General features: G+C 65.9%; 26 protein-coding genes. 7 read left to right on the top strand and 19 right to left on the bottom strand.

Annotation, left to right across the window (positions count from 1 at the left end):
• Positions 1-13 precede the first annotated feature (13 nt).
• Entirely contained in the window at positions 14-1,366 is a 1,353-nt protein-coding gene (locus tag M3I53_RS14780) for an MFS transporter (protein WP_254316826.1), read from the top strand.
• Between the two features lie 86 nt (positions 1,367-1,452).
• On the opposite strand, the gene ltaE is transcribed toward M3I53_RS14780, so the two are convergent.
• Positions 1,453-2,457: a low-specificity L-threonine aldolase gene (gene ltaE / locus M3I53_RS14775; RefSeq protein ID WP_254316656.1), complete on the bottom strand. Its 1,005-nt coding sequence runs from the start codon at positions 2,455-2,457 to the stop codon at positions 1,453-1,455.
• A 155-nt stretch (positions 2,458-2,612) separates the two neighbouring features.
• Positions 2,613-3,335 carry a peptidoglycan DD-metalloendopeptidase family protein gene (locus tag M3I53_RS14770; protein ID WP_254316655.1) on the bottom strand — a complete coding sequence of 241 codons (723 nt, stop codon included), beginning with the start codon at positions 3,333-3,335 and terminating at the stop codon, positions 2,613-2,615.
• A gap of 289 nt (positions 3,336-3,624) precedes the next feature.
• On the opposite strand from M3I53_RS14770, the gene M3I53_RS14765 reads away from it, so the two are divergent.
• Positions 3,625-3,945 (top strand): hypothetical protein, encoded by a 321-nt coding sequence (locus M3I53_RS14765; protein WP_254316654.1) that lies wholly within the window; start codon positions 3,625-3,627, stop codon positions 3,943-3,945.
• A 130-nt stretch (positions 3,946-4,075) separates the two neighbouring features.
• On the top strand, positions 4,076-4,888 hold the full coding sequence (locus M3I53_RS14760) for a DUF2968 domain-containing protein (protein ID WP_254316653.1): 813 nt from the start codon (positions 4,076-4,078) through the stop codon (positions 4,886-4,888).
• Here the strand turns inward: M3I53_RS14760 and M3I53_RS14755 are convergent.
• The 10 genes from M3I53_RS14755 to M3I53_RS14710 form a co-directional block, all read right to left on the bottom strand.
• Positions 4,837-5,085, bottom strand: a complete 249-nt coding sequence (locus M3I53_RS14755; protein ID WP_254316652.1) for a hypothetical protein — start codon at positions 5,083-5,085, stop codon at positions 4,837-4,839. The genes M3I53_RS14760 and M3I53_RS14755 overlap by 52 nt on opposite strands.
• A 17-nt stretch (positions 5,086-5,102) precedes the next feature.
• Positions 5,103-6,830: an IlvD/Edd family dehydratase gene (locus M3I53_RS14750; protein WP_254316651.1), complete on the bottom strand. Its 1,728-nt coding sequence runs from the start codon at positions 6,828-6,830 to the stop codon at positions 5,103-5,105.
• 515 nt (positions 6,831-7,345) lie between these two features.
• The gene (locus M3I53_RS14745) at positions 7,346-7,672 is read right to left on the bottom strand and encodes a DUF4148 domain-containing protein (protein WP_201697350.1); all 327 of its coding nucleotides are present in this window, start codon (positions 7,670-7,672) and stop codon (positions 7,346-7,348) included.
• A gap of 209 nt (positions 7,673-7,881) precedes the next feature.
• Entirely contained in the window at positions 7,882-9,294 is a 1,413-nt protein-coding gene (gndA, locus tag M3I53_RS14740) for an NADP-dependent phosphogluconate dehydrogenase (RefSeq protein ID WP_254316650.1), read from the bottom strand.
• 121 nt (positions 9,295-9,415) lie between these two features.
• On the bottom strand, positions 9,416-10,030 hold the full coding sequence (locus M3I53_RS14735) for a DUF938 domain-containing protein (RefSeq protein ID WP_254316649.1): 615 nt from the start codon (positions 10,028-10,030) through the stop codon (positions 9,416-9,418).
• Positions 10,031-10,077: 47 nt separating this feature from the next.
• Positions 10,078-10,695 (bottom strand): pyridoxamine 5'-phosphate oxidase family protein, encoded by a 618-nt coding sequence (locus M3I53_RS14730; RefSeq protein WP_254316648.1) that lies wholly within the window; start codon positions 10,693-10,695, stop codon positions 10,078-10,080.
• Positions 10,696-10,723: 28 nt separating this feature from the next.
• Complete coding sequence (locus tag M3I53_RS14725; RefSeq protein WP_254316647.1) at positions 10,724-11,590, bottom strand: NAD-dependent protein deacetylase; 867 nt, start codon at positions 11,588-11,590, stop codon at positions 10,724-10,726.
• A gap of 21 nt (positions 11,591-11,611) precedes the next feature.
• A complete protein-coding gene (locus M3I53_RS14720; RefSeq protein WP_254316646.1) occupies positions 11,612-11,878 on the bottom strand; it encodes an oxidoreductase-like domain-containing protein in 267 nt (88 codons plus the stop codon).
• Between the two features lie 83 nt (positions 11,879-11,961).
• Positions 11,962-12,726, bottom strand: coding sequence for an SDR family oxidoreductase (locus tag M3I53_RS14715; RefSeq protein ID WP_254316645.1), 765 nt, complete (start codon positions 12,724-12,726; stop codon positions 11,962-11,964).
• 51 nt (positions 12,727-12,777) lie between these two features.
• On the bottom strand, positions 12,778-14,187 hold the full coding sequence (locus tag M3I53_RS14710) for a DUF2252 domain-containing protein (RefSeq protein ID WP_254316644.1): 1,410 nt from the start codon (positions 14,185-14,187) through the stop codon (positions 12,778-12,780).
• 258 nt (positions 14,188-14,445) lie between these two features.
• On the opposite strand from M3I53_RS14710, the gene gltS reads away from it, so the two are divergent.
• From gltS to M3I53_RS14695, 3 genes are all read left to right on the top strand, one after another.
• A complete protein-coding gene (gene gltS, locus M3I53_RS14705) occupies positions 14,446-15,660 on the top strand; it encodes a sodium/glutamate symporter (protein ID WP_254316643.1) in 1,215 nt (404 codons plus the stop codon).
• A gap of 86 nt (positions 15,661-15,746) precedes the next feature.
• A complete protein-coding gene (locus tag M3I53_RS14700; protein ID WP_254316642.1) occupies positions 15,747-16,367 on the top strand; it encodes a LysE family translocator in 621 nt (206 codons plus the stop codon).
• Positions 16,368-16,558: 191 nt separating this feature from the next.
• A complete protein-coding gene (locus M3I53_RS14695; protein WP_254316641.1) occupies positions 16,559-17,536 on the top strand; it encodes a 2-dehydropantoate 2-reductase in 978 nt (325 codons plus the stop codon).
• 123 nt (positions 17,537-17,659) lie between these two features.
• On the opposite strand, the gene M3I53_RS14690 is transcribed toward M3I53_RS14695, so the two are convergent.
• Both M3I53_RS14690 and oxlT read right to left on the bottom strand, forming a co-directional pair.
• Entirely contained in the window at positions 17,660-18,796 is a 1,137-nt protein-coding gene (locus M3I53_RS14690; RefSeq protein ID WP_254316825.1) for a LysR family transcriptional regulator, read from the bottom strand.
• Positions 18,797-18,817: 21 nt separating this feature from the next.
• Complete coding sequence (oxlT, locus tag M3I53_RS14685) at positions 18,818-20,173, bottom strand: oxalate/formate MFS antiporter (RefSeq protein WP_254316640.1); 1,356 nt, start codon at positions 20,171-20,173, stop codon at positions 18,818-18,820.
• Positions 20,174-20,545: 372 nt separating this feature from the next.
• Here oxlT and M3I53_RS14680 point away from each other — a divergent pair, with 372 nt between their 5' ends.
• Positions 20,546-21,490, top strand: a complete 945-nt coding sequence (locus tag M3I53_RS14680; protein ID WP_069261631.1) for a LysR family transcriptional regulator — start codon at positions 20,546-20,548, stop codon at positions 21,488-21,490.
• A gap of 101 nt (positions 21,491-21,591) precedes the next feature.
• On the opposite strand, the gene M3I53_RS14675 is transcribed toward M3I53_RS14680, so the two are convergent.
• The 5 genes from M3I53_RS14675 to M3I53_RS14655 all read right to left on the bottom strand — a co-directional run bounded on the left by M3I53_RS14675 (position 21,592) and on the right by M3I53_RS14655 (position 26,092).
• Positions 21,592-22,563 (bottom strand): hypothetical protein, encoded by a 972-nt coding sequence (locus tag M3I53_RS14675; protein ID WP_254316639.1) that lies wholly within the window; start codon positions 22,561-22,563, stop codon positions 21,592-21,594.
• A gap of 49 nt (positions 22,564-22,612) precedes the next feature.
• Entirely contained in the window at positions 22,613-23,425 is an 813-nt protein-coding gene (locus M3I53_RS14670) for a fumarylacetoacetate hydrolase family protein (protein ID WP_254316638.1), read from the bottom strand.
• 15 nt (positions 23,426-23,440) lie between these two features.
• Positions 23,441-24,688 (bottom strand): formyl-CoA transferase, encoded by a 1,248-nt coding sequence (gene frc, locus M3I53_RS14665; protein WP_254316637.1) that lies wholly within the window; start codon positions 24,686-24,688, stop codon positions 23,441-23,443.
• 458 nt (positions 24,689-25,146) lie between these two features.
• A complete protein-coding gene (locus tag M3I53_RS14660; protein ID WP_254316636.1) occupies positions 25,147-25,875 on the bottom strand; it encodes a GntR family transcriptional regulator in 729 nt (242 codons plus the stop codon).
• Positions 25,856-26,092: a hypothetical protein gene (locus M3I53_RS14655; protein WP_254316635.1), complete on the bottom strand. Its 237-nt coding sequence runs from the start codon at positions 26,090-26,092 to the stop codon at positions 25,856-25,858. Before M3I53_RS14655 ends, M3I53_RS14660 begins: the two co-directional genes overlap by 20 nt.
• Between the last annotated feature and the right edge of the window lie 245 nt (positions 26,093-26,337).

Below are 26,337 nucleotides of genomic sequence, written 5' to 3'. Positions count from 1 at the left end.
GCCCGACGCGCCGATGTCCGCGAAGAACCGCCGCGCCATGGGCGCGGTGATGCTCGCCGTCGCGCTCGCCACGCTCGACACCGCCATCGCCAACACCGCGCTGCCCGCCATCGCCACCGACCTGCACGCGGCCCCCGCCGCCTCGGTGTGGATCATCAACGCATACCAGCTCGCGATGGTCGCGACTTTGCTGCCGCTCGCCGCGCTCGGCGACATCATCGGCCATCGGCGCATCTATATCAGCGGTCTCGCGATTTTTACGGTCGCTTCGCTCGCCTGCGCGCTCGCACCCACGCTGACGGCGCTCGCCGGGGCGCGCGTGCTGCAGGGGCTCGGCGCGAGCGCCATCATGAGCGTGAACACGGCGCTGATCCGCTTTCTCTACCCGCCGCACCGGCTCGGGCGCGGGCTCGGCATGAACGCGCTGATCGTGGGCGTTTCGTTCGCCGTGGGTCCGACCATGGCCTCGCTGATCCTCTCCGCGGGCACCTGGCCGTGGCTCTTCGCGATCAACGTGCCGCTCGGCGTGCTCGCGCTAGTGTTCGCGCTGCCGGCACTGCCGCAGACGGCGCGCGGCAAGCACGCCTTCGATCCCGTCGCGGCGGTGCTCAATGTGATCACCTTCGCAGCGCTCATCTTCGCGCTCGGCGAGGCGGCGCAGCGCGCGCCAGGCATGGAAGTGGGCATTGCGGCCGTCGTGGCGCTGGTGTTCGGCGCGCTGCTGATCCGGCGCGAGGCCGGCCATCCCGCGCCCATGCTGCCCGTGGATCTGTTCCGCCGGCCGGTTTTCGCGCTTTCGTCGGTCACCGCGATCTGCTCGTTCGCGGCGCAGGGCCTCGCGTTCGTCTCGCTGCCGTTCTATTTCGAAACCGTGCTGATGCGCAGCCAGGTGGAGACCGGCTTCCTGATGACGCCCTGGCCCGTGGTCGTGGCCGCCGCCGCGCCCATTGCGGGGCGCCTCTCCGACCGCTATCCGCCGGGCCTGCTCGGTGCGATCGGGCTCGCGATTCTCTCGGCGGGCATGGCGTCGCTGGCGCTGCTGCCCGCGCACCCCGCGGTGACGGACATCGTCGTGCGCATGGCGATCTGCGGCGCGGGCTTCGGCTTCTTCCAGTCGCCGAACCTGCGGGCGATCATGGCGAGCGCGCCGCCCGAACGCAGCGGCGGCGCGAGCGGCACCATCGCGGTCTCGCGTCTGCTCGGGCAGACCACGGGCGCTGCGTTGGTGGCGCTGTGCTTCGGGATCGTCGGCCGGCACGGCCCGACGCTCGCACTGGGTCTTGGCTGCGCCTTTGCGGGCGCGGCGGCCATTGCGAGCGGGCTGCGGCTGTTCGCGCCGTCGCACCGGGCGGTGCAGCACGGGTGATGCGATTGATGCGGTCCGTGCGGACGGCTGAAGTCTGACGCAAAGGCACGCGGGAAAAGCGCGCCTTCGCCAGCCCGTCTACCGGCTTATCGCGCGAAGTAGCCCTTCACCGCCGTCACGAACGTGTCGATATCGGCGGCCGTCACGTCGAGATGCGTGACGAAGCGCGACGCGTACAGCATCTGCGTGAGGATGCCGCGCTCCTTGAGATACGCCTCCAGCGGCGCGCAGTGTTCCTGCGGGAACTGCACGAACACCATGTTCGTGGCCTGCGACATCACCTTCACCTGATCGATCTGCGCAAGACCGGCGGCGAGACGCGCGGCGTTCGCATGGTCGTCGGCGAGACGCGCGACGTTGTGATCGAGCGCGTAAAGGCACGCGGCCGCGAGCACGCCCGACTGGCGCATGCCGCCGCCGAGCACCTTGCGCCAGCGATGCGCCGCGTCGATGAGCGCGCGGCTGCCGACCAGCACCGATCCCACCGGCGTGCCCAAGCCCTTCGAAAAACAGATCGACACCGAGTCGAAGCCCGCCGTGAGCGCCTCGAGCGGCTGGCCCGAGGCGACCGCCGCGTTGTACACGCGTGCACCGTCGAGGTGCGTGGCGAGCCCGCGCTCATGCGCGAGCTGCGTGGCCTTCGCAACGTAAGCGGCCGGCAGGACCTTGCCGCCGATGGTGTTTTCGAGTGCGAGCAGACGCGTGCGCGCGAAGTGGTCGTCGAGCGGCTTGATCGCCGCGGCGATGCGCTCGAGCGGGATCGAGCCGTCTTCGGCGTTGTCGAGCGGCTGCGGCTGGATGCTGCCCAGCACGGCTGCGCCGCCGCCCTCGTACTTATAGGTGTGGGCCGCCTGGCCGACGATGTACTCGTCGCCGCGCGCGCAATGCGCCATCAGCGCGGCGAGGTTGCTCTGCGTGCCGCTCGGGAAGAAGAGTCCCGCCTCCTTACCCGCTTCCTGTGCCACGCGCGCCTGCAGGCGCAGCACGGTCGGGTCGTCGCCCCATACGTCGTCGCCGGTTTCGGCGCGGGTCATGGCGGCGAGCATGGCTTCGCTCGGACGGGTGACGGTGTCGCTGCGCAGGTCGATCATTGCGATGAAATCCTCTTGTTGGAAGCACGCGCGGGACGCACCGGCGCGCGCCTTGTCGGGCGCGCGCCGCGCGGCGTGAGAACCATCGAGTGTATTTTCAAACGGCGGCCCAGCGCAATGCCGGGCCGGGCGCGAAGCGCGCGCTTTCGCCTTGGCTAGTGCGCGAGCAGCGGCAGCGGATCAACGGGCTTGCCGTCGCTACGGACTTCGAACTGAACGCCGCCGCTGCCCATTTCCGCGATCGGCTGGCCTTGCGACACGGCGTCGTCTTCCTTCACGAGCAGCCTGCCGTTACGCCCGTAAGCCGTCACGACCTGGTCGTTGTGCTTGATGATCACGAGCGGGCCGTAGGCCTCGATACCCGTGCCCGCGTAGACCACGCGGCCTGCGGCGGCGGCCTTGACCTCCTCGCCGGGCGTGCCGCCGATCACGATGCCGGTGGACTTGCCCGGCACGAAGCGCTGCAGGATCGGCCCGCGCGCAGGCCACGCGAGCGCGATGCTGGGCGCAACGGGCGCGGGCATGGCCACGCCGGCGGCAGCGGGTGCGCCGCCAGGCATTTGCGCCTGCGGCGCAGCCGTTGCGTAGTTGGGCGGGGGCGCGACGCGCAGCACCTGGCCTGGCAGGATCTGGGCGTTGGCGGAAGGCAGCTGGTTCCAGCTCGCGATGTCCTGGGGACGCTGGCCGAAGGCCCCGGCCACGCGCGAGAGCGTGTCGCCCGGATTGACGCGGTAGTACCCCGCGGGCACGCCGCTAGTGGTCATGGGGGGCGCGCTCTGGGATTCCCATGGCGTGAAGGTGCTGCTACAGGCGCTGCAGACGACCGTGAGGGCGGCCAGCGCCGCATACGCGCCCGGGTTTCGCCGTTGTCTATTCATCTTGCTGTTCCTCGCTTGGTCCTCGCGTATGACGAAAAATACGCATGTGGAGTGCGCGGCGGGCCGCAGGCGTTCGCTTGCGCGCCACCTTTCGCGCGAATGAAGACGGAAAAAGCCGGAAATAGCGAACGTCCCCCATTATATCGTTCATGCTCCAGCCGCCTTTTTTCGCCGGCATGCTCGCCCGGCCTGCGTTTGCGCGGGTCAACGCCTATACTGGTTCACGCGTCGCCCGATAATCAGATGAAAGGCCTCTCGCTGCAGTCCCATGGCCCTGAGGGATCCGAGAATGAACAAAGCCACCTTTCTTTCGCTGCAGCTCAACGTCGAAGATGTCACGTCGTCGCCGGGCCTCGTCGAATTGTTGAACAACCATCTCATCTTTGCGGCCGACGTGGCCGAAGCCGCCGACGAACTGGTCCAGCACGCCAGCATCGCACGGCTTTCCGGCGCCACCCAGGCGTGCGTGGAAATCCCCGCCGTAGTCATCGAGCGCTTGCGCGACGCGCTCGACACGCTGAGCGGCTATGACGAAACCTGGCTTTTCGCGCTCGAGCCCGGCCGTGCGCTCTTCGACGACATCGCACGCCGGCCTCGCCTGCTTCACTAGTACGCGAACCCGGAGCGGACGGCGCCCTACCCGCATCGCCCGCCCCATTTGCCTGCGCGCCGGCGCCTGTATGCCACGCTGCCGCGCGCGGAGCGCCTTGTTTTTGGCGCGCCAAACTGGGGGAACCGCCGTGAAATCCATTTTGAACCGTCGTAACGCCGCGCTCTCTGGCGCGCCATCACGAATCCTTGCCGTCGCCCATGATGCCGCCACGCAGCGCGCCGTCGCAAGCGAAGCCGCGAACCGCGTCTCGCAATCCGCGCCCGAGCCCACCGTGACGCCGCCCGAGGCCCCCGCCGAGGTCGAGTCGCGTGCCGAGGCGGCCGCGGGCACAGCCATGCAGCCCGAAGGCGCCGGCGGGCCTCGGCCGGTGTCCACGCTCCATCCGGTGCCGGTCATGCCCGCGCACCTGAACGGCCGCCCGGTGCAGATCGCCGATGGCGCCGCATTCGAAGCGCTCCACGCCGCCGACGAGTTGATGACCTTCCGCGTCTATCGCTGCTTCGCCTATACGGTCAGCCTCTTCTTCCATCCGCCCACACTCGGCTACTTCGTCGCGCTGCATCAGGAAAACGTACTGTGGCGCGCGCTGAAAGCCAACGACCTCGACGCGGCCGGCTCGGCGTTTCACCTGATGCAGGAGCAAGCCACGCGCCTCGCCGACGGCGAAACGCGCCGCGTGCAACTCGTCGCCCAAAACGCGGAGCTCACGCGGCAGATCGAGGAGTCGGAAGCCCAGGCCGAACGCCTGCGCGTGGACCTTCAACGCCATGCGGAACAGGAACAGACGGTGACGGGCCGCCAGCACCAGATACGCAAGGACGTCGCTCAGCTGGAGGCGCAGCGAATTGCCGCGCAGGCCCAGTTGAACAAGGCACACCGGGCGCTGCATCAGCTCAAGGTCGCGACGAGCGAGGGCGTGCCCCATCTGCATGCGCGGTGATCAGGCGAGCGGGCCCAGCTGCCGCGCGAATCGCCGCGCGGCTTGAGCACGGCGATGCCCGGCGCGCCGCCACGCACGGCCGCTTCGACCTGGCGCCGCATGGCCGCGCGGTCGAGGCGGTTATCGCGATCGAAGAACGCATAGAGGATCGGGTAGATGCCGGCGATTGCCCCGGCGGCTTGGGCTCGCGCGGTCATCGCGTGCTCCGGCGCGATCAGTGGGAGTCGCGCGGCACGGCCGCACCGCTCGCGCCGACCAGAAAGTCCAGGTCGGCGCCCTTGTCGGCCTGCAGCACGTGCTCGACGTACAGCCGGTAGTAGCCGCGCTCGGGCAGCTCGGGCGCCTGCCACGCGGTCTTGCGGCGCGCGAGTTCCGCGTCGGAGACTTCGAGATGCAGGCGCCGCGCCGCGACGTCCAGCTCGATCATGTCGCCCGTGCGCACTAGCGCGAGCGGACCGCCCGCCGCCGCTTCGGGCGACACGTGCAGCACGACCGCGCCATACGCCGTGCCGCTCATGCGGCCGTCCGAAATGCGCACCATGTCGGTAATACCTTTTTGCAGCACCTTTTTCGGCAGCGGCATGTTGCCGACCTCGGCGAAGCCCGGATACCCTTTGGGCCCGGCGCCCTTGAGGACCATGATGCAATGCTCGTCGATATCGAGCGAGGCGTCATCGACCTTCGCGTGCAGTTCCTCGACGTTCTCGAACACCACCGCGCGGCCGCGATGACGCAACAGCGCCGGCGTGGCGGCAGAAGGCTTGATGACCGCGCCGTCGGGCGCAAGGTTGCCCTTGAGCACGGCGATGCCGGCTTTCGGCTTGAACGGCTGCGCGAACGAGGTAATGACTTCGGCGTTGTAGTTCGGCGCGTCGGCCACGTTTTCCCAGAGAGTTTTGCCGTTGACCGTCAACGCGTCCCGATGCAGCAGCCCTTGCTCGCCCAGTTGCCGCAGCACCGCGGGCAGGCCGCCCGCGTAATAGAAGTCCTCCATCAGATAATGGCCGGACGGCTGCAGATTTACGAGGCAAGGGACATCGGAGCCCAGTTCCCAGTCGTCGAGCGAAAGCGGCACGCCGATGCGCCGCGCGAGCGCAATCAAATGCACGACGGCATTGGTCGAGCCGCCGATGGCCGCGTTGGTGCGGATCGCGTTTTCGAACGCCGCGCGGGTGAGGATCTTCGACATCGTGACGTCCTCGCGCACCATCTCGACGATGCGCCGCCCGGCGAGTTGCGCGAGCACCTGGCGGCGCGCATCGACAGCGGGAATGGCCGCGTTGTGCGGCAGCCCCATGCCCAGCGATTCGACCATCGAGGCCATCGTGGATGCCGTGCCCATCGTCATGCAGTGGCCGCGCGAGCGGTTCATGCACGACTCCGCCTCGACGAATTCGGCCTGCGACATCGTCCCCGCGCGCACTTCCTCCGACATTTGCCACACGCCCGTGCCCGAGCCGATGTCATGGCCCCGAAAGCGGCCGTTGAGCATCGGGCCGCCCGAGACGGCGAGCGCGGGCAAGTTGCACGACGCCGCGCCCATCAGCAAGGCTGGCGTGGTCTTGTCGCAACCGACGAGCAGAATCGTGCCGTCGATCGGATTGCCGCGAATCGACTCCTCGACGTCCATGGAGGCGAGATTGCGAAACAGCATCGCGGTGGGCCGCAGGTTCGATTCGCCCAGCGACATGACGGGAAATTCGAGCGGCAGGCCGCCGGCTTCGTACACGCCTTTTTTCACGTACTCCGCGAGTTCGCGAAAATGCGCGTTGCACGGCGTGAGTTCCGACCACGTATTGCAGATGCCGATGACGGGGCGGCCGTCGAACGCGTCGTGAGGGATTCCCTGATTCTTCATCCACGAGCGGTGAATGAAGCCGTCCTTGTCGGCTTTGCCGAACCAGGCCTGGCTGCGCAAGGGTTTGCGGGGGGAGCGGGTCATGGCGGGGCGTCTCCTGTAGCGAGGCAACTGTCAGGGAAACTGCCGCCCGATCATAGGAGTGACGTTCGGACCCGTCAATATTTGATATGGCGTCCTTAGATATGGACAATACGCGCCACAAAAAAAGTACGGGCCGGTGGAGAACCGGCCCGTGCTGGACTGCCTTGCAACAACATACTGCCTACTGCGTACTACAACTGCACGGCTGCACCTCTCACTGCGCCAGCCAACTTCAACTACCTTCTGCTCTCTGCGTACTGCAACTTCCTTCTTGCAACAACTCACCTACTGCGTACTGCAACCACTCACTGCATATTGCAACTGCACCAACTACAACTTCTACTGCAATCACTCTCTGCGTACTACGACTGCAACTTCTATCGCAACCACTCACTGCGTATTGCAACTGCAACTCACTGCTCACTTCTGCTGCAACTACTGACTACGCACAGCGACAACTCACTACAGGGGGTAGCTTGCCGGAACCGCCTGAAGCGGTTCCGTTCGGTCAGGTCTTAGTGGCCGAAGTAAATGCGCTGGTTCGGTGCGACTTGCGCCGGTTGCACCGCCGCACCCGACTGCGACGTACCGACTGCCGGTGCGCCGTAACCGCTGGTGTCGCCGGCGGCGAGCTTTTCCTGGGTCACGCGCGCTTGAGCGGCCTGCAGGTTTTCCGGGTAGTTCACATGGTCAGCCGACGGGTTGTAGCCAGCGTGCTCGAGTTGAACCAGTTCGGCGCGCACCTGGGCGCGGGTCAGGCCTTGCTCGCTCGACTGCGCGAACGAGATTGCCGGGATAGCAAGAGCAGCAGCAACGACAACTGCGGGGATAAGCTTGTTCATGATCGGACCTCCATCTGTTTTATGTTCGCTTCGGAACACCGTGCTCGTCAGCGATTGATTACAGTGTAGGCGCCCGGTCACGCTAGGGAAAACCCTAATTCGTCAAAACACCATTGCGATTTTGGTAATAAAAAAAGGTGAGTCCCAAGGACTCACCTTACGATTCCAACAAAGACCGCAACGACAATGCGGCCTTTCGTCTTGCGACCTTACGACCAGTCGGCGTGGAAACTGCCCGGCTTATCGATGCGCTCGAACGTGTGCGCGCCGAAGAAGTCACGCTGCGCCTGCACGAGGTTGGCGGGCACGCGCTCGGAGCGGTAGCCGTCGAAGTACGCAACCGCCGACGAGAACGCCGGCACCGGCACGCCCGCGCTCACCGCCTGGATGACCACGTCGCGCAGCGCCGACTGATAGTTGGCCGCGATGTCACGGAAATAGGGATCGAGCAGCAGGTTGTCGAGCTGCGGGTCCTTCGCGTACGCCTCCGTGATCTTCTGCAGGAAGCGCGCGCGGATGATGCAACCCGCGCGGAAGATCTTGGCGATCGTGCCGTATTGCAGGTCCCACTTGTACTCGTCGGAAGCCATGCGCAGTTGCGAGAAGCCTTGCGCGTACGAAATCACCTTCGAGAAATACAGCGCGCGGCGCACCGACTCGATGAACGCCTTGCGGTCGCCCGAGAACGGCTTCGCGTCCGGGCCCGCAAGCACCTTGCTCGCGGCCACGCGCTGCGTCTTGAGCGACGAGAGCACGCGCGCGAACACGGCTTCGGTGATGAGCGGCAGCGGCGCCCCGAGGTCCAGCGCGTTCTGGCTCGTCCACTTGCCGGTGCCCTTTTGTGCGGCGCGGTCGAGAATCACGTCGACGAGATCCTTGCCCGTTTCCTCGTCTTTCTTGCCGAAAATCTTCGAGGTGATCTCGATCAGGTAGCTGTCGAGCTCGCCTTCGTTCCACTCCGTGTAGACCTTGCCCAGTTCCTCGTTCGAGAGGCCGAGCACCTGCTTGAGCACCGCGTAGCTTTCGGCGATCAGCTGCATGTCGCCGTACTCGATGCCGTTGTGCACCATCTTCACGAAATGGCCGGCGCCGTCCGGGCCCATGTAGGCCACGCACGGCTCGCCGTCCGTCGGCGCCTTCGCGGCGATTTCAGTGAGAATCGGTGCAACCAGATCGTAAGCATCGCGCTGGCCGCCCGGCATGATCGAGGGGCCCTTGAGCGCGCCTTCCTCGCCACCCGACACGCCCGTGCCGATGAAGTGCAGGCCCGACTTCGCGAGTTCCTGGTTGCGGCGAATAGTGTCGGTGAAGTGCGTATTGCCGCCGTCGATCAGGATGTCGCCCTTCTCCAGCAGCGGCTTGAGCGCGGCGATGGTGTCGTCGGTGGGCGCGCCGGCTTTCACCATCATCAGAATGCGGCGCGGCTTTTCCAGCGAATCCACGAACTCTTCGAGCGTGTACGCCGGCACGAGCTTGCGATCCGGATACTCGGCGATCAGCTCGTCGGTTCTGGCGCGGCTGCGGTTGAACACCGAGACCGCGTGGCCGCGGCTTTCGATGTTGAGCGCCAGATTGCTACCCATCACGGCCAGACCCACAACGCCGATTGGCTGTTTGCTCATGTTGATTCTCCACTTCATTCATTGACGGCGCCGCAACGGGGCGCCAACCGTGCAAGCATAAGGGAAACGTAGCGGCGCTGCGCGAACGCGCGCACGCGCGCCGGACGTTTGCCGACCTGGCTTACTGTTTTCGGAACACGAGGCTGAAGTTATTCGCGGGCATCGGCACGCGCGCTTCGCACTCGAAGCCGTTCTCCTGCGCCAGCGCCTCCACTTCCTCCATGTCGCGCACGCCCCAGGACGGGTCGCGCGCGCGCAAGTCGGCGTCGAAGGCCTCGTTGCTCGGCGCCGTGTGCACGCCTTCGCGCCGGTACGGCCCGTAGAGCACGAGCGCTCCGCCCGCAGCAACGCGCGCGCCCGCGCCTTTCATGAGCGCCTGCGCCGCTGCCCACGGCGCGATGTGAATCATGTTGATGCAGACGATGGCGTCCACCGCGTCGACCGGCCAGGGCTCGCGGCACACGTCGAGATCGAGCGGCGCACGCAGGTTGGCGAGACCCGAGTGCTCGCGCCAGGCGTCGATCGAGGCGCGGGCGCGGGCGTCGGCGTCGCTCGGCTGCCACGCGAGGTCAGGAAACGCGGTCGCGAAGTGGACGGCATGCTGGCCGGTGCCGCTCGCGATTTCGAGCACGGTGCCCCGCGCGGGGAGCGCGCCGCGCAGCACCTCCAGGATCGGCGCGGCGTTGCGCTCGGCGGCGGGCGCGGATAGGCGTTGGGCGGCTTGCGGTTGGTTCATCGTCTTGCGGTCTTTCGGCGTTTGATCGGCGTTCAGTCGGCGTTCACTCAGTACAGCGTGGTCTTGATGCGTTCGGCGAGACCGGCTTCGTAAGTTTCGGCATCGAACGTCTCGCCATATTGCTCCTCGTTCACGCGGCGCAGCATCTCGCCCGCGCTCGGCAGGTGCGAGCGCTCGACGTGGCGCGACGGGTCCCACAGCTTCGAGCGCACGATGGCCTTGGAGCAATGGAAGTACACGCTTTCTACGTCGATCACGAGCACCGAGCGCGGCGGCTTGTCATCCACCACGAAGCTCGCGACGAGCGCGGGGTCGGTGCTCACACGGCCACGCCCGTTCACGCGCAGCATCTCGCCCACGCCCGGCACCATGAACAGCAGCCCCACCTGTGACGAGGCGACCACGTTGCGCAGGCTGTCCACGCGATTGTTGCCGGGCCGGTCGGGCAACGCGAGCGTGTGCTCGTCGAGAATGCGCACGAAGCCGGGTGCATCGCCGCGCGGTGAGCAGTCGAGGCCATCCGGGCCGCCCGTCGCCAGCACGACGAACGGCGAGCTTTCGATGAAGCGCCGGTAATCCGCGTTGACGTGATCGATTTCCTTGCGCAACGCGCGTTCATGCGGCGTGCCGTAGTGCGCTTCGAGGTCGGCTAGCGTAGTCAGCATGTCGTCGGTTCCGTGGGGTCGTGGAGTGTCAGGGGACGAGGCGCGCGCCCAGCGCGTCGAGCACGGCCGCGCAGGAGGCTTCGAGTTTGAGAGCGAGGAGCGGGTCGGCGCGCGTCTTGCCCATGTTGATCGCGGCCACGGGTTTGCCGCGCTGCTGCGCCCAGGCGCAGAAGCGGTAGCCCGAATACACCATCAGCGAGGAGCCGACTACGAGCACGGCGTCGGCCTCGTCGAGCGCGTTCGAGGCGCTCGCCACGCGCTCGCGCGGCACGTTCTCGCCGAAGAACACCACCGAAGGCTTGAGCATGCCGCCGCACGCGGCGCACGCGGGCACGTGGAAGGCGTTGGCGCCGTCGAAGTCGAGATGGGCGTCGCCGTCGGCGGCGGGTTCCGCGCTCGCGCCCGTAACGGCCGGGTTGCGCGCCTCGAGTTCGGGCTGGATCGAGGCACGCGAATACTGCGCACCGCAGTCGAGGCAATGCACGTGCGCGATGCTGCCGTGCAGTTCGATCACGTCGCGGCTGCCCGCGCGCTGATGCAGGCCGTCCACGTTCTGCGTGACGAGCGTGCGCGCGTAGCCCGCCGCGCCGAGGTGCGCGAGCGCGCGGTGCGCGCCGTTGGGCTGCGCGAGCCCCACCGTGGGCCAGCCGATCAGGCTGCGCGCCCAGTACCGGCGCCGCATGCTCTCGGAGCCGAGGAATTCCTGCAGCGTGATGGGCGGCGAGCGTTTCCAGGCGCCGTTCTCGTCGCGATAGCCCGGAATGCCCGAATCCGTGCTGATGCCCGCGCCGGTCAGCACGAACAGGCGCGGATGGCGCTCGACGAACGCCTGCAGCGCGTCGAGTGCGGCGGCGTCGAGAACGGGAGCGTCGGGAACGATAATGGATTCGGTCATGGCGGCAGGCAGCAATGCAGTTCAGCGCGAGGGCTTCTCCCGCGACGGCGCGGCCGATGGGGAAGCCGGTTTTGCGGCTCGCTTGCGCGGCGCTTTCATCTGCGCCTGTGCCTGCCGTTCGGCTTCGCGCGCTTCCCACGCGGCCAGCGCGGCGCGGTACCGCCCGAACTCCTCGTCGTACAGATCGAAGATGCAGGGGTCGCAGCCGCTATGGCAGCAGTCGTCGTTATCGGGGCATACGGGCGGCTGGGGACGCGGATCGTCGTCCGGACGCGGGGGCAAAGACATGGGCGCTCGGGCGTCGTGGTGGTTCAGCGGCCAGTATACGGGACGCGGCGGCCGAGCGTGCGACGCCCGCCCGGGCTACGCGCTCAGCCGCGCCCTACGAACGGCATCTTCGTCGCCATGATCGTCATGAACTGCACGTTCGCTTCGAGTGGCAGCTGCGCCATGTGCAGCAGCGCGTCGGCCACGAACTCCACGTCCATCAGCGGCTCGACGGCGATCTCGCCGTTCGCCTGCGGCACGCCGCGTGCCATGCGCTCGGCCATCTCGGTCGCCGCGTTGCCGATGTCGATCTGCCCGCACGCAATGTCGTAGCGCCTGCCATCGAGCGAAACGGTTTTCGTGAGGCCCGTGATGGCGTGCTTGGTAGCCGTGTAGGCGGCGCTGAACGGCCGCGGCGCGTGCGCCGAAATCGAGCCGTTGTTGATGATGCGTCCACCTCGCGGCGTCTGCCGCTTCATGAGCCCGAACGCCGCGCGCGTGCACAGGAACACGCCGGTGAGGTTCGTATCGACCACGGCGCGCCAGTCGTCCACGGAAAGCTCGTCGATGTCCACGGCCGGCGCGTTGCGGCCCGCGTTATTGAAGAGCAGATCGAGCCGGCCGTAGCGCGTGCGGATCGTCTCGAAGAGCGCCTCGACGGCCGCCGCGTCGGTCACGTCGCAAGGCGCCGCCAGCGCCTCTTGGCCGCGCGCGCGGGCCTCGCTGGCGAGCGCTTCGAGCGGCACGGGCCGCCGGCCTGCCAGCACGACGGCGAAGCCGTTGGCCAGCAGCCTTTGCGCGCACGCTCGGCCAATGCCGCTGCCCGCGCCCGTCACCAGTGCGATCCTGCGTTGTTCCGTATCACTCATCGTTGCCTCGTTCTTTCGGTTGAGCCTTAAATCGAGCGGCTGGTCGTCCGCTCAAACGCGGAAATCGGCGGCCATGTCGTCGTCGCTGCGCGCGACGATCGCGCCGCTGCGCGCGGCCTTGAGGAACACGTCGTAATCGCGCTCCACCTGGTCGGCATAGCTGAATGCGTAGCCCGTGAGCGCCTCCGCGAACTGGTCGCTGCGGCCGATGTACGAAGAGATTTCGATGGCGGCGCTGCCCGACTTCGCATGCGCGCGCGCGAGCGCCCAGCCGCACAGACGCGCATAGCCGCAGAGCAGCGTGCTGTCGAGCAACTGGAGATCGACCGAGAGCTTCATGTCGCGCAACTGGCGCACGTAGAAATGACGCCCATTGGGCCCCGTAGTCCAGCCAAGGAAGATATCGCTCGCCGCCTGCAGCAGCCGCTGGCCGTGCACGACGCGAGCGCCTTCGTGCTTGATCGAAGTCGACTTCAAGTACTGCGAAACGACCGAACGACGCGCCTCTTTCACCTGCAGGAAGAGCGGCTTCTCGTGATGATCGACGAGCAGCATCACGAGGCAACGCGTGCCCACGCTACCCACGCCCACCACTTTGAACACCAGGTCCTGAATCGCGAAGTGATCGAGCAGTTCACGCCGGTCGGGTGCGAGTGTCTTCGCGTAATCCTCGAACATGGGCTCGATCAGCGCGCGCCAGTCGCCAAGCGTGAACCAGTCGTCCTCGGGTTCGAACAGCGTGTTGACGCCGTGCACGTGAAAGAGCGCGGGCGGGAGGTCGTGAATCGTCCAGCGGTCGCCGTCGCGCTGCGCGAGCTTTTCGAGCAGGTTCTCATGCGTGCGATTGGCGGCCTTCTCCATGCCGCGCCGGATCAGGCGACGGCCTTCGGGCGTGAGCGCGGTTTCGACCATGCGGTCGAAGGTGATCTTGTCGTACCAGAGATCGAGCGCGCCGTACTCCGCGTACTGGCGCAGGCGGTCGCGATAGCTGGTCACGGCCGTCATCACCAGTTCCTCGGCCACACCGCGCGAGTAGCGCATGTGCCGCGCCGCCACGACGAAGCTCGCCACGAGGCGCTTCACATCCCACTCCCACGGGCCGGGGGCGACCTCGTCGAAGTCGTTGAGATCGAACACGAGTTGACGCTCGGGCGTGGCGAAGGCGCCGAAGTTCAGCAGATGCGCGTCGCCGCAAATCTCCATCGTCATGCCGGTGTTGGGCACCCCCGCAAGATCGTGCGCCTGGAGGATCGCGCTGCCGCGAAAGAACGTGAAGGGCGAAACGATCATGCGCCCGTAGCGCAACTGCACGAGGTTCGGCACGCGGCCTTCGCTGCTCGAGCGCAGCAATGCGAGCGGATCGCGCTTGATGGTGCCGGTTTCCTTGTGGCTCGAACGTTTCGAGCGCTCGCGCGCGGCACGCCCGGCCGTCACGCGTTCAGCAACGGTGCTCCCATTCATGACCTTCTCCGGTTCTTGTACGGTCTCGCGCCATCGCGGCAAACGGGGAAATGCGGGGTTATTCGTCCTCCATGGCCGGCGGCTTTGCGCTTGTGAATGCCTGCCAATTTAAGCGTGGGGCCCCGTTTCGTGCAAGCAACGTGGCCGAAACCGGCGCGTCGCTGCGCATCATGCGCGCAACCCGCAGGCGCCTGGTGTACCGTGCGCGAAAGATGCGCCGCCAGCCTGGCCCCCTCCTCGCCCCGCCGGACACCCGCCATGAACGTCAAAGTCTACGGAACGCTCGTCGTCGCGTCACTCGTGCTGCTGGTCGGCCAGTGGCTCGTCGCGGCCGTGCCGATCCTGCGCAAATGGACGATACCGGAACCCGTGGCGGGCGGCATCGTCGCGGCGCTGATCGTGTTCGGACTCCACAGCTTCGCGCACACGGACGTGGCCTTCGACACCTCGCTGCAGGCGCCGCTCATGCAAGCGTTCTTCGCCACCATCGGCCTCAATGCGAACCTCGCCAACCTGAAGCAAGGCGGCCCGGTGCTGGTGCGTTTTCTCGCTGTCGTGGTCGCCCTCCTCGTGCTGCAAAACGTGCTGGGCATCGCGCTCGCCATGGCCTTCGGCGTCGATCCGCTGTTCGGGTTGCTCGGCGGCTCGGTCTCGCTCGCGGGCGGGCATGGCACGGGCGCCGCATGGGGCGCGGTGTTCACCGAGCATCACGGGTTGCAGTCCGCTACCGAAGCAGCCATTGCGTGCGCCACCTTCGGGCTGATCATGGGCGGCATTCTTGGCGGCCCCGTTGCGCAGCACCTGATGAAGCGCATCGGCGCACAGGCCGGCGACGCAGCGCCGCGCGCCAGCGACGCGGCAACGCCCGACCCGTACGCCTTCGAGGAACCGAAAGCCGAGCAGCCCACTACGCCTGGCGCGTTCATCAACACGCTCACGCTCATCGCCATCAGCCTCGCCGTGGGCGAAGCGCTCTCCGGGCTGATCGCCGGCACCGCGTTCGAATTGCCGACCTTCGTGTGCGTGCTGTTCGTCGGCGTGCTGCTCGCCAATGGGCTCTCGCTCGTCGGGCGGCCCGTGGCCGAGCATGCCGTCGCGCTGATCGGCAACGTGAGCCTCGCGCTCTTTCTCGCCATGGCGCTCATGACGCTGCGCCTGTGGGACCTCGCCGCGCTTGCGCTGCCGGTGTTCACGATCCTCGCCGCGCAAACGCTGCTGATGGTGGTCTACGCGATCTTCGTGACGTTCCGCGTAATGGGCGCGAACTACGACGCCGTCGTGCTTTCGGCGGGGCACTGCGGCTTCGGCCTCGGTGCAACGCCCACGGCGATTGCGAACATGCAGGCGGTCACGGCGCGCTTCGGCCATTCCCATCTGGCGTTTCTCGTGGTGCCGATGGTGGCCGCGTTCTTCATCGACATTGCCAACGCCATCACCATCAAGCTCTTTCTCATGCTGCCGGTTTTCCATTGAGCGGCCAGGCGGTTCGCGCGCGGCGCGCTAGAATGGCGCGAATCACGGCGCGCCGCGCACGGCGCTAACGTTCTTCGAGCGTCATCATGTCCCTCACCGCCTGGCTCTTCTTTCTGCCCGCCTGCTTCGCGCTCAACATGGCGCCGGGGCCGAACAATCTCCTCTCGATCAATGTGGCCGCGCGGCACGGATTCCTGCGCGCGTTCCTTGGGGGCACGGGCCGGCTCGTTTCGTTCGCCGCCATGATCGCGCTCGCGGCCGCGGGTCTTGCCGTGGTGCTGCGCGCATCCGAGGCGGTCTTCTTCGTCATCAAGCTCGCGGGCGCTGCTTACCTCGTTTGGCTCGCCGTGCAGCTCTGGCGCAGCGACGCCAACCCCATCGGCGAGAGCATGGATGGCGACGCCTCGCTCGCGCGCCTCGCGTGGCGCGAGTGCCTGGTGGCGGCGGGCAACCCCAAGGCGATTCTCGTTTTCACGGCCTTCCTGCCGCAATTCGTCGATGTCGCCAGGCCCATCGCGCCGCAGTTCGGCGTGCTCGGCGCGAGCTTTCTCGTGCTCGAATGCGTGGCCATCGCGCTCTACTCGCTCGCCGGCATGTACCTCGGCCGCTGGCTCACACGCACCGCCGTGCGCCGCTGGTTCAATCGCACCTGCGGCGCATTTCTCGGCCTGATCGGCGTGAGTTTTCTGCTCGTGCGGCGCGCCTGAACAGCCTCGTCTCGCGCCCTCCATGCATAAGCTTCTCTTGATGATTTTCGCGAGAAACTTTAACTGTCGTTAATCGACGACGCCCCCTATGCTCAAACCATCGTCCGGGGTCGCGGCGAGCGGGCAGCTTTTCCCCGAAGCTCGCGCATCGCCCTGCGGACAGCGGTTTTCAACGTCATTGGGGTTTCAACATGAAGATCTGCATCTTTGGAGCGGGCGCCATTGGAGGCATGATGGGCGTGCAGCTCGCACGCGCAGGCGCCGACGTGAGCTTCGTCGCTCGCGGCCCGCATCTGGCCGCCATGCGCGCGAACGGCGCACGCCTGCTGATGGACGGTGAGGAGTACGTGGCGAACGTCCGCTGCACGTCCGATGCGCGCGAACTGGGCGTGCAGGACGTCGTCATCATTACGCTCAAGGCGCACTCGGTGGCGGGCGTGATCGACGCGATGCAGCCGCTCCTCGGCAAGCACACGGCCATCGTCACGGGAACCAACGGCATTCCCTACTGGTACTTCTACCAGCATGGCGGAAAGTTCGCGGGCACGCGGCTCGAAAGCATCGACCCGGACGGCGCGCAATGGAACCGACTCACGCCCGAGCGCGCGATTGGCTGCGTGCTCTATCCGGCCGCCGAAATCGACGCGCCTGGCGTGATCCGTCACGTGTACGGCAAGAAGTTTCCGATTGGCGAGCCTTCGGGCGAGCGCACCCCGCGCATCGTCCAGCTTCATGAAGCCATGCAGGCCGCCGGGTTCGAAGCGCCGATCCGCGAGAACATCCGCGACGAAATCTGGCTCAAGCTGTGGGGCAATCTCTGCTTCAACCCGATCAGCGCGCTGACGCACGCCACGCTCGACGTCATCACCAGCGACCCGGCCACGCGTGCCGTGGCGCGCACGATGATGCTCGAAGGCAAGCGGATTGCCGAGCGGTTCGGCGTGAGCTTCCGCGTGGATGTGGAGCGTCGCATCGACGGCGCGGGCGCGGTGGGCGCGCACAAGACCTCGATGCTCGTCGACCTCGAAACCGGCCGGCCGATGGAGATCGATCCGCTGATCACCGTCGTGCAGGAAATGGGCAGGCTGGTCGGCGAGCCGACGCCGGCCATCGACACCGTGCTCGCGTTGGTCAAGCAGCGTGAGCGGATGGCGATGCAGCCGGCGTAACGTCAGTCATCGCGAAGAGGCGGCGTGCGCGCCGCTTTTTTTCCGCGCTGGTTCCGATGCTGGAAAAACAAAACGGATCGCTTCGAGCGATCCGTTTTGCTTTGCAGATGAAGTAACGCGCCACTATTCGATGCGGGCGTGGGTGCGGGTCACCTGGAGCGGCGGCGGCGTATCGGCGCCGCGCAACGCGACGCGCATCGGCGCGCCGTTAGAGCCACGCATCGGCGAGCCGTCGATGGCCGTTTGCGGCAGTGCTTCGCTATCCGGCGATGAAACCTCCGGGTCCGAACCCTCCGCCACTGCCCCATCCGCGACTGGCCCGTCCGGCATGAACTGCGCCCACGCCTCCTCAGCACAAGGCCGCAGCGAACGATGGCGACGCCGCACGAGCATCGTCGTCACGTTGACGACTGGATGCAGCAAGCGCGTCACGAGCGGCCCCGCGGGCGCGGGCCAGTGACACGTTGCGTGCGCAACGTCGCCCGCACGATGCGCATGCCCCCCGCGCGCGCCGTCCACGCACACCGGCAACACGCCGATGCCCATGCCGAGTTGCGCCATGCGCGCCACGCCCGCCACGTGCGCGAACTCCTGAAGCGGCCTCCCCTCAGGCCGCAGACCGTCCAGCGCACGCATCACCGCGCCACGGCAGCCGGCGTCGCGATTGAGCGTGACCAGCGGTTCGCGCGCGAGATCGTCCCATCGCAGCGCCCCCTGTAGCGCAAGCGGATGGTGCGCGGGCAAGAGCGCGCAAAGCGGCGTGGCCGAGAGCGGCTGCACGTCGAGATTGCCGCTTGCGAACGGCACGCTTTCCGCGATCACGCCGAAGTCGGCCTCGCCCTGCTCGACCGCCTGCAGCACGGCCGCCTGTGGCAAATCCTGCAGTTGCAGCGTGAGCGAAGGAAAAGCCGCTGCGCAGCGCGCGAGCGCGGCGGGCACCCAGGTCGACGAAAGCACCGGGTTGCTCGCCACGAGCACTACGCCGCTATGCGCCTGATGCGCGTCGCGGCCCTCGTTGAGCGCCATCTCGATCTCGTCGAGCAGGCGGCCGATGCGCCGCTCGAAGCCGCTGCCCGCGAGCGTGAGCTCGACCTGGCGCGTGGTGCGATCGAACAGCTTGAGTTCGACCGCTTCTTCCAGTTCGCGCACGCAGCGGCTCACCGCCGACTGCGTGAGCCCGAACTCGCGTGCTGCACGCGTGAAGCTGCGCGCCCGCGCCACCGCGACGAACACCTTGAGCTGCTGGAGCGATACGTTCATCGACATGGCGGGCCGCGCGCCTCATTCGCCGCTTTGGTTGGACCAGTGCGGCAGCCCCGCGCCCGTATTCGTGGCAAGCGTGACGTTGGACTCGCTGCTCGCGTCACTGCTGGCTTCGCTGCTCTGCTCGATCAGACGCTTGCGCATCGGCGCGAGGAAGAACTTGGCGCTCACGCCCGCCGCGATCGTGATGACCGCAGCCGCGATGAACACCGCACTCCAGCCGCCGGTGGCAGACAGCACCGAGGCCACGGGCACGAGCAGCGCTGCCGTGCCCTTGGCGGTGTACAGCGTGCCGGCGTTCGATGCGGCGTACTTGCTGCCGAAGGTGTCGGCGCAGATGGCCGGGAAGATCGAGAAGATTTCGCCCCAGAACAGGAAGATGAGCGCGGCGAAGGTCATGAACGCATACGGGTTCGTGCCGAACTGCATCATGCCGAGCAACGCGAGCCCTTCGCCCACGAAGATCAGGAACATCGCATTCTCACGGCCGATCTTGTCGGAGATGAAGCCGCACAGAGGACGCGTGAAGCCGTTGCAGATGTTGTCGATCGACAGTGTGAGCGTGAGGAGCGGCAGCGTCATGCCGAACACCGTCATCGGAATGCGGGCGAGGCCCCAGTCCTTGGCGATCGGCCCGATCTGCGCCGTTGCCATCAGGCCGCCGGCGGCCACCGCGACGAAACAGACATAGATCACCCAGAAGACCGGCTGCTTGACCATCTGGCCCGGCGTGTAGTCGACGCGCGAGACGAGACGACGGCCTGCCGCAGCGAAGGGGCGCGTCACGGGCTTCACGAGCAGGAGCGAGAGCACGAGAATCGACACGCCCTGGAGCACGCCGAAGAAGAAGAACGTGTGCTCGTAGCCGGAGCGCGTGATCATGTTCGCAATCGGAATCACCGTCACGGCGGCGCCGGCGCCGAAGCCTGCGGCCGTGAGGCCCGCGGCGAGGCCGCGGCGGTCCGGGAACCACTTGAGCGCGTTACCCACGCAGGTGCCGTACACGCCGCCCGCGCCGATGCCCGCGATCACGGCCGACACGTAGAGCATCGGCAGCGTCGTGACGTAGGAGTTGATCACCCAGGCGAGGCCTGCGCAAACCGCGCCGCCCGCCACGACCGGACGGGGGCCGAACTTGTCGACGAGCCAGCCTTCCACCGGCACGAGCCAGGTCTCGGTCAGAATGAAAATAGAGAACGCCAGTTGAATCTCCGCCTGGCCCCAGTGGTGGCGCGAATTCATCGGTGCGACGAACAGCGTCCATGCGTATTGCAGATTGGCAACGAGCGCCATGCATAGCATGCCCACCACCAGTTGAAACCAGCGGTTCGTCCAGAACGGACCGCTCTCGCTCCTCTGACCGATTGAATTCATATCGCTTGTCTCCGCTATCTATTCATTGCAGCCTGCATGATTACGGGTCTGCATAAATCGAGGCTTATGGTTTTAGCTTTTCACTTCGCCGCGCTGTGCTTTGTGATCGCCGGCGGAATCGCCGATCCGATTGAACATCCGTCAATACTCATTCACCCTGGCATAGCGTCAAACACCAGAAAACATCGTAAAACAGGGGATTTTCTACGCGTTGTCCCTTATGAAATCGCATTTCCGAGCGTTAACCCGAACGTTGCTTCGAGCGCTTTGCACGGCATTCGGACTCCTTTCAACTTATGCTAGGGTGATTGCCGAATTACTCACAATTAAAGTTTGTTATTATGTGGATTCAGTATCCTTTATGGTTCGGCCATGACGATGCGAAACGCCACGCTGCGCCAGCTCAAGGTCTTCGAGACCGTGGCGCGCCACCTCAGTTTTTCGCGTGCTGCGGAAGAGCTGCATCTCACCCAGCCGGCCGTTTCCACGCAGGTTCGGCAACTCGAAGATCACGCAGGCCTGCCGCTCTTCGAGCAGCTCGGCAAAAAGATCTATCTCACGCCCGCGGGCACGGAGATGCTGCACTACAGCCGCGCGATCATGCAGCAGTTCCACGAAGTGGACGAGGCGATGAGTCAGCTAAAGGGCGTCTCGGGCGGCAAGCTCAACGTCGCCGTCATTAGCGCCGGCGATTATTTCTTTCCGCGCCTGCTGGCCGAGTTCACGCGCCGCTACAAGGGCGTCGCGCTCAACCTCTCCGTGCACAACCGCGAGCAGTTGCTCCAGCAGCTCGCCACCAACCAGACCGATCTCGCCGTGATGGTGCGTCCGCCCCACGCGACCGACGCCATCAACGAACCGTTTGCGCCCCACCCATACGTGATCGTTGCGGCGCCAACGCATCCGCTCGCCAACAAGCGCGCCATCAAGCTCAGCACGCTCGCCAACGAGGCATTCATCGTGCGCGAGCGCGGCTCGGACACGTGGAACTCCATGGAAGAGGGCTTCGCCGGGAAGATCACGAACCTCAAGATCGCCATGGAGATCCAGAGCACCGAGACGATCAAGCAGGCCGTGATCGCGGGCATGGGCATCGCCTTTCTTTCAGCGCACACCATCAGTCTCGAATTGCAGGTCGGTCACCTTACTGTGCTCGACGTCGAAGGCTTCCCGGTCATGCTCAACTGGTACGTCGTGCACCGGAAAAACAAGCGCCTGCCGCCGGTCGCGCTCGCGTTCAAGCGCTTCCTAATGGAGGAAGGCGCGCCGCTCATCGAGAACATTACAAAAGTGTCAGAAGCGAGTTTGCATAAGTAAGGTTTGATGGCGTCGCCTGGAACCATCACGCATGACTAATCATTCACGTCGTATTGCGTGTTCTGCTATTTCTCCTGGTCCCGCAGATGGTCGATACGACCTCAGTGCGGCCCTTGCCTCTGACGCAGCGCGCCGCCCCGGCTGCGCCGCCGCCGTGGCAAGTCCTGCGACGCGTGATGCCCCGCGCGCCCCGCCCCACCGTGCGGCGTGCCGCTCGCGGCCAGCCACGCGGGCTCGAACGCGCCACTGCCGCAGGCCGCGACCAGCAGTTCGTCCGGCACACCCGCAAAACTTGCATTGAATGTCGCGCTGAAGGGCTCACGCTGCGGTGCCTGGACGACGCCCGTGCGTGCGAGCCGCGGTCGCCGGGCGCCGCTCATGAGCCGCGCGCCCAGCGCCGCGCACAGCACGCTCGCCGCGACCAGCACGGAGATTTCGAATTCGGGGGAAGCACGCGCACTCAGGAACCCATAGCCGAGTGCCGCGCCGAGCAGCAGCGCGAGCGCATTCATGACGCGGTCGCCGCGGCCGAATGGCACGCGCCTGCGCACCGGGCCGCTCGCTTGCGCGCCACGGCTGAGCAAACTCAGCGCGCCGCCGGTTAGCAATGCGCCGGTCGCCGCCGCGACGAACAGCGCCACACGTTCGCCAGCGCTACGCTCAGGCTGCAGCACATAGCCAACGAACGCGCCGATCAAGACACTCGCGCCCGCTACACCACCGAGCAGCGCCGCCGTCCGCGCGCGCCGGGTGAGGTCGCGCCGGCCCACAAGGCACAAACCGCCGAGCACGCCGGCTTCGACCGCGACCGTGGCGTCGGCGGCATGCATCCACCCCGCAGCGATCGCGCCGGGCGCAACGGTCAGTAGCAATGCGAACGAAACGGCGAAGGCGAACCGATGCTTGTACGGCGCACCAGCTCGCCTCGCGCAGCGCGGCCTGGCGTGAGAACGCGACGAAGACCACGCACGCACCGGCGCGAGCGCCGCCAATTGTGCAAATGCACAGCCGAGCCATGCGAACAGCGCGCCAGCGCCCAGCCACGCCAGGTCGCCAGCCAGTTGCTCCGGCATTTCTCCTCCTCGCGCGGCATCGCTGCCGCGCGTCTTTTGTTTCACTCCGTCAAGCCGTGCCCTCGACGGCAGCGAGCGACTCGATCTGCGCCGACGCGGCCCCCAGCGCATTGCTCAGCGTACCGATCCCTTCAATGGTGACCTCGACCGTTGCGCCATCAACGATCGAGCCTACGCCGAGCGAGGTGCCGCACGCAATCACGTCGCCGGGTTCGAGCGTCAGGTCCTGCGAAATGAGGCTCACCTGCTGTGCCGGCGAAAAGACCATGTCGTCGAGCGGATAATTCTGCCGCTCCACGCCATCGAGTTTCGTGACGACACGTGCACGCTGCCAGTCGAACCCGGAAACGATCGCCGGGCCCAGACAACAGAACGTATCGAAACCTTTGGCGCGGCACCATTGCGGGAAGTGCGGATTCTCGGGGATGAGGCCCGCGGCCGTGACGTCGTTGACGATCGTGTAGCCGAAGATCGCCGCCTCGGCTTCCTGGGCGCTCGCATCGCGGCAGCGCTTGCCGATCACGATGCCGAGTTCGCCTTCGAAGACGATTTTTCCCGCGTAGTGAGCAGGACGCCGAATCAATTCCGAAGAGCCGATCACCGAAGCCGCCGGCTTGATCAGAAAAAGCGGGTGCGAGGGCACCGGTTTTTCGAGTTTCGCGGCGAGCGCGTGAAAATTGTTCCACAGCGCAACGACCTTGCCGGGCGCACAGGGCGCAAGCGGCGTGAGGGCGCGCAGCGACAGCACCGCGCCAGTCGGCACCGGCTGACCGAGGCCTTCGTATTCGTGCAGGTAACCGTTCTCGACGCGGCCGAACACGATGCTGCCGTCGCTCGCCATCAAACGCATCCACGTTTCCATGTTTCCTCCCTGATTTCAAACAGCGCCAGAAGCGCGCAGCGAGTGGATCTCGTCCTTCGTGTAGCCGAATTCGGCGAGCACTTCGTCGGTGTGTTCGCCCAGCATCGGCGAACGCGTGACTTCGGTCGGACTGTCCGAGAGCTTGATGGGGTTGCCCACCGTGAGGTACTTGCCGCGCACCGGGTGATCCACCTCGACGATCGTGCCGCTCGCGCGCAGCGATTCGTCGTTGGCGATCTCCTTCATCGAGAGAATCGGGCCGCACGGAATGTCGTAGCGGTTGAGCACGGCCATCGCGTCGAACTTCGTACGATGCATGGTCCAGTGCTCGATCTCGTCGAAGATCGCCTTCAGGCGCGGCAGGCGCGCATTCGGCGTGGCATAGTCCGGATCGTCGATCCACTCCTCGCGCCCGATCAGCTTGCAGATGCGGTCCCACACGGGCGCCTGCGCGATGAAATAGATATAGGCGTTCGGATCGGTCTCCCAACCCTTGCACTTGAGAATCCAGCCCGGCTGGCCGCCGCCCGACGCATTTCCGGCGCGCGGCACGGCCTCGCCGAAGCCGTCGTTGGGATACTGCGGGTACTCCTTCATGACGCCGGTGCGCTCGAGCCGCTGCTGGTCGCGCAGCTTCACGCGGCACAAGTTGAGCACGCCGTCCTGCATGGCCGAGAGCACCTTCTGGCCGCGCCCCGTGTGCGTGCGCTGGTAGAGCGCCGTGACGATGCCGAGCGCGAGATGCAGGCCGGTACCGCTGTCACCGATCTGCGCGCCGGAGACGACCGGCGGGCCGTCGTCGAAGCCCGTCGTCGAAGCCGCGCCGCCCACGCACTGCGCGACGTTCTCGTAGACCTTGCAGTCCTCGTACGGACCAGGGCCGAAGCCCTTCACCGAGGCCACGATCATGCGCGGGTTCAGCGTCTGTATACGTTCCCAGCTGAAGCCCATGCGCTCGAGCGCGCCCGGCGCAAAGTTTTCGACCAGCACGTCGCAGTCGCGAATGAGCCGCTCCAGCACGCGCTTGCCTTGCGGGTTCTTCGTGTCGAGCGTGAGCGAACGCTTGTTGCCGTTGAGCATCGTGAAGTAGAGGCTGTCCGCGTCCGGCAGGTCGCGCAGTTGCTCCCGCGTGATGTCGCCGGCGCCTACGCGCTCTACTTTGATCACGTCCGCGCCGAACCACGCGAGCAGTTGCGTGCAGGTGGGTCCCGACTGCACGTGCGTGAAATCGAGGATGCGCACGCCGGTCAATGCCTTGCCCATGTCATGTCTCCTTATCTAATCGTGGCCGGGCGAGTTTTCGAAAATCGGTGGGGTTGCGTGGGCGAGGGGTTTCGCGCGATGGCGCGTATCTGCGTCCTTGAGCAATACGGTATGTGATATATCAGTATGAAGCAAGAGGGGAATTGCCCATCGGGAATGCCATCAGAATCGCGTCGACGCCTTATCCAGCGTGGTTTCGGCGAAAATTCGACGGCCTTGACGCGGTGCACACGAGGGAAAACCCCGAACGTCTTCCCACTCTGATATGCCAGATTTCGTGTGAAGGATGGGTCGCGCACCATGACCGGGTCAGGGATGCCAGAGATTGATGCGCATAAAGTCGGCTGATGGAGGCCGTTCACGCGACGTGTGATGAATGGCGTGAAGGGCGTAAACGCAAAACGGGAGACCGGATGGTCTCCCGTTCTGCCTTGCTTGAGCGGCGTCAGCCGCCTGGCTCAATCCAGGAAATCGCAGTTCTTCTCGACATAGACCGCGAGATCGAGCGAATGCTGGCGCACGAGCTTTTCCGCCAGCTCGGTGTCACGCTTCTCCAGCGCTTCGATAATGCGCAGATGATCGACGATCGAGCGCGAAGCCCGGTCGCTCTGCGAAATCGTCATGCGGCGAATGGCGCGCACGTGCACGAAGATGTTCTTGATGGTGTCGAGGATGATCTGCGACTTCGAGAGCTCCACAATCGCCTGGTGGAACGCGATGTTGGCGTCCGAGTACTCGGCGATGTGTTCGGCGGGCGTGCTGTCGCGGAAGTCGTCGAACATGTGGCGCAGCCGCGCGATTTCCTCGTCGGTGGCGTGGATCGTGGCGAGGCGCGCAGCCATGCTTTCGAGCGCGGCCCACATCTGGATCATCTCGACGATCTCGCGCTTGCTCTTGCGCACGATATAGATGCCGCGGCGCGGCACCATGCGCAGGAAGCCCTCCTGCTCGAGCAGCGTCATGGCCTCGCGCACCGGCGTGCGACTCACGCCGAGCGATTCGCTCAGCACGCGCTCGTCGAGCCGGATTTCCTCGCGCGACTGGTAGATGTCGGCGTCGGCGATGGCTTGGCGCAGCATGGCGTAAGCCTGATCGCGCAGGCTCAGTGTTGCGTTGATGGGCTGCAGCACCAGCTTGAGCGGCGCCGCTTCCCGGCTTGCTACAACTTCAGTTTGTTCTGACGACATTGATTACCTCTTTTCCGACCTGCGCACGGATTCGCGGACCGAATTGTGCACGACGAATAGCCCTGGCGCGCGGAGCTTCGCCCAAACCAACGTACCGGCCATGCTGCGCGGCCTGCTCAATGGCAGACTGCGGCAGCCACCTGGCGATCATGACCGTAGCAACTGCACCCAGACCCACGACCGCTGCACCGAACAGTGCGAGAGAAACGAAATCCATTTGAAGCTCCGCATGATTGAGTAATCGAATCACTCAATCATATGCTGCGCCGCGACAAAAAGCAATATTCTGTATGTGATATATCAGACACAGTCGTTTCCACACAACACTGTGAAGCTGCGGGCTTCTCAAGGGTGCGCTCCCATGCGAACACCGTCGACCGGATATTTATGTAAACCACCGATCCTATTGAGAAACCAGTGCCGCCGGCAAGAGAATATGCCATCGAAGGGCGCGATCGCATC

This window comes from Paraburkholderia sp. CNPSo 3272 (assembly GCF_024206495.1).
Taxonomy (GTDB): domain Bacteria; phylum Pseudomonadota; class Gammaproteobacteria; order Burkholderiales; family Burkholderiaceae; genus Paraburkholderia.
The sequence above is the reverse complement of the archived record's forward strand: the minus strand, read 5'-3'. Positions and strand labels throughout refer to the sequence as shown.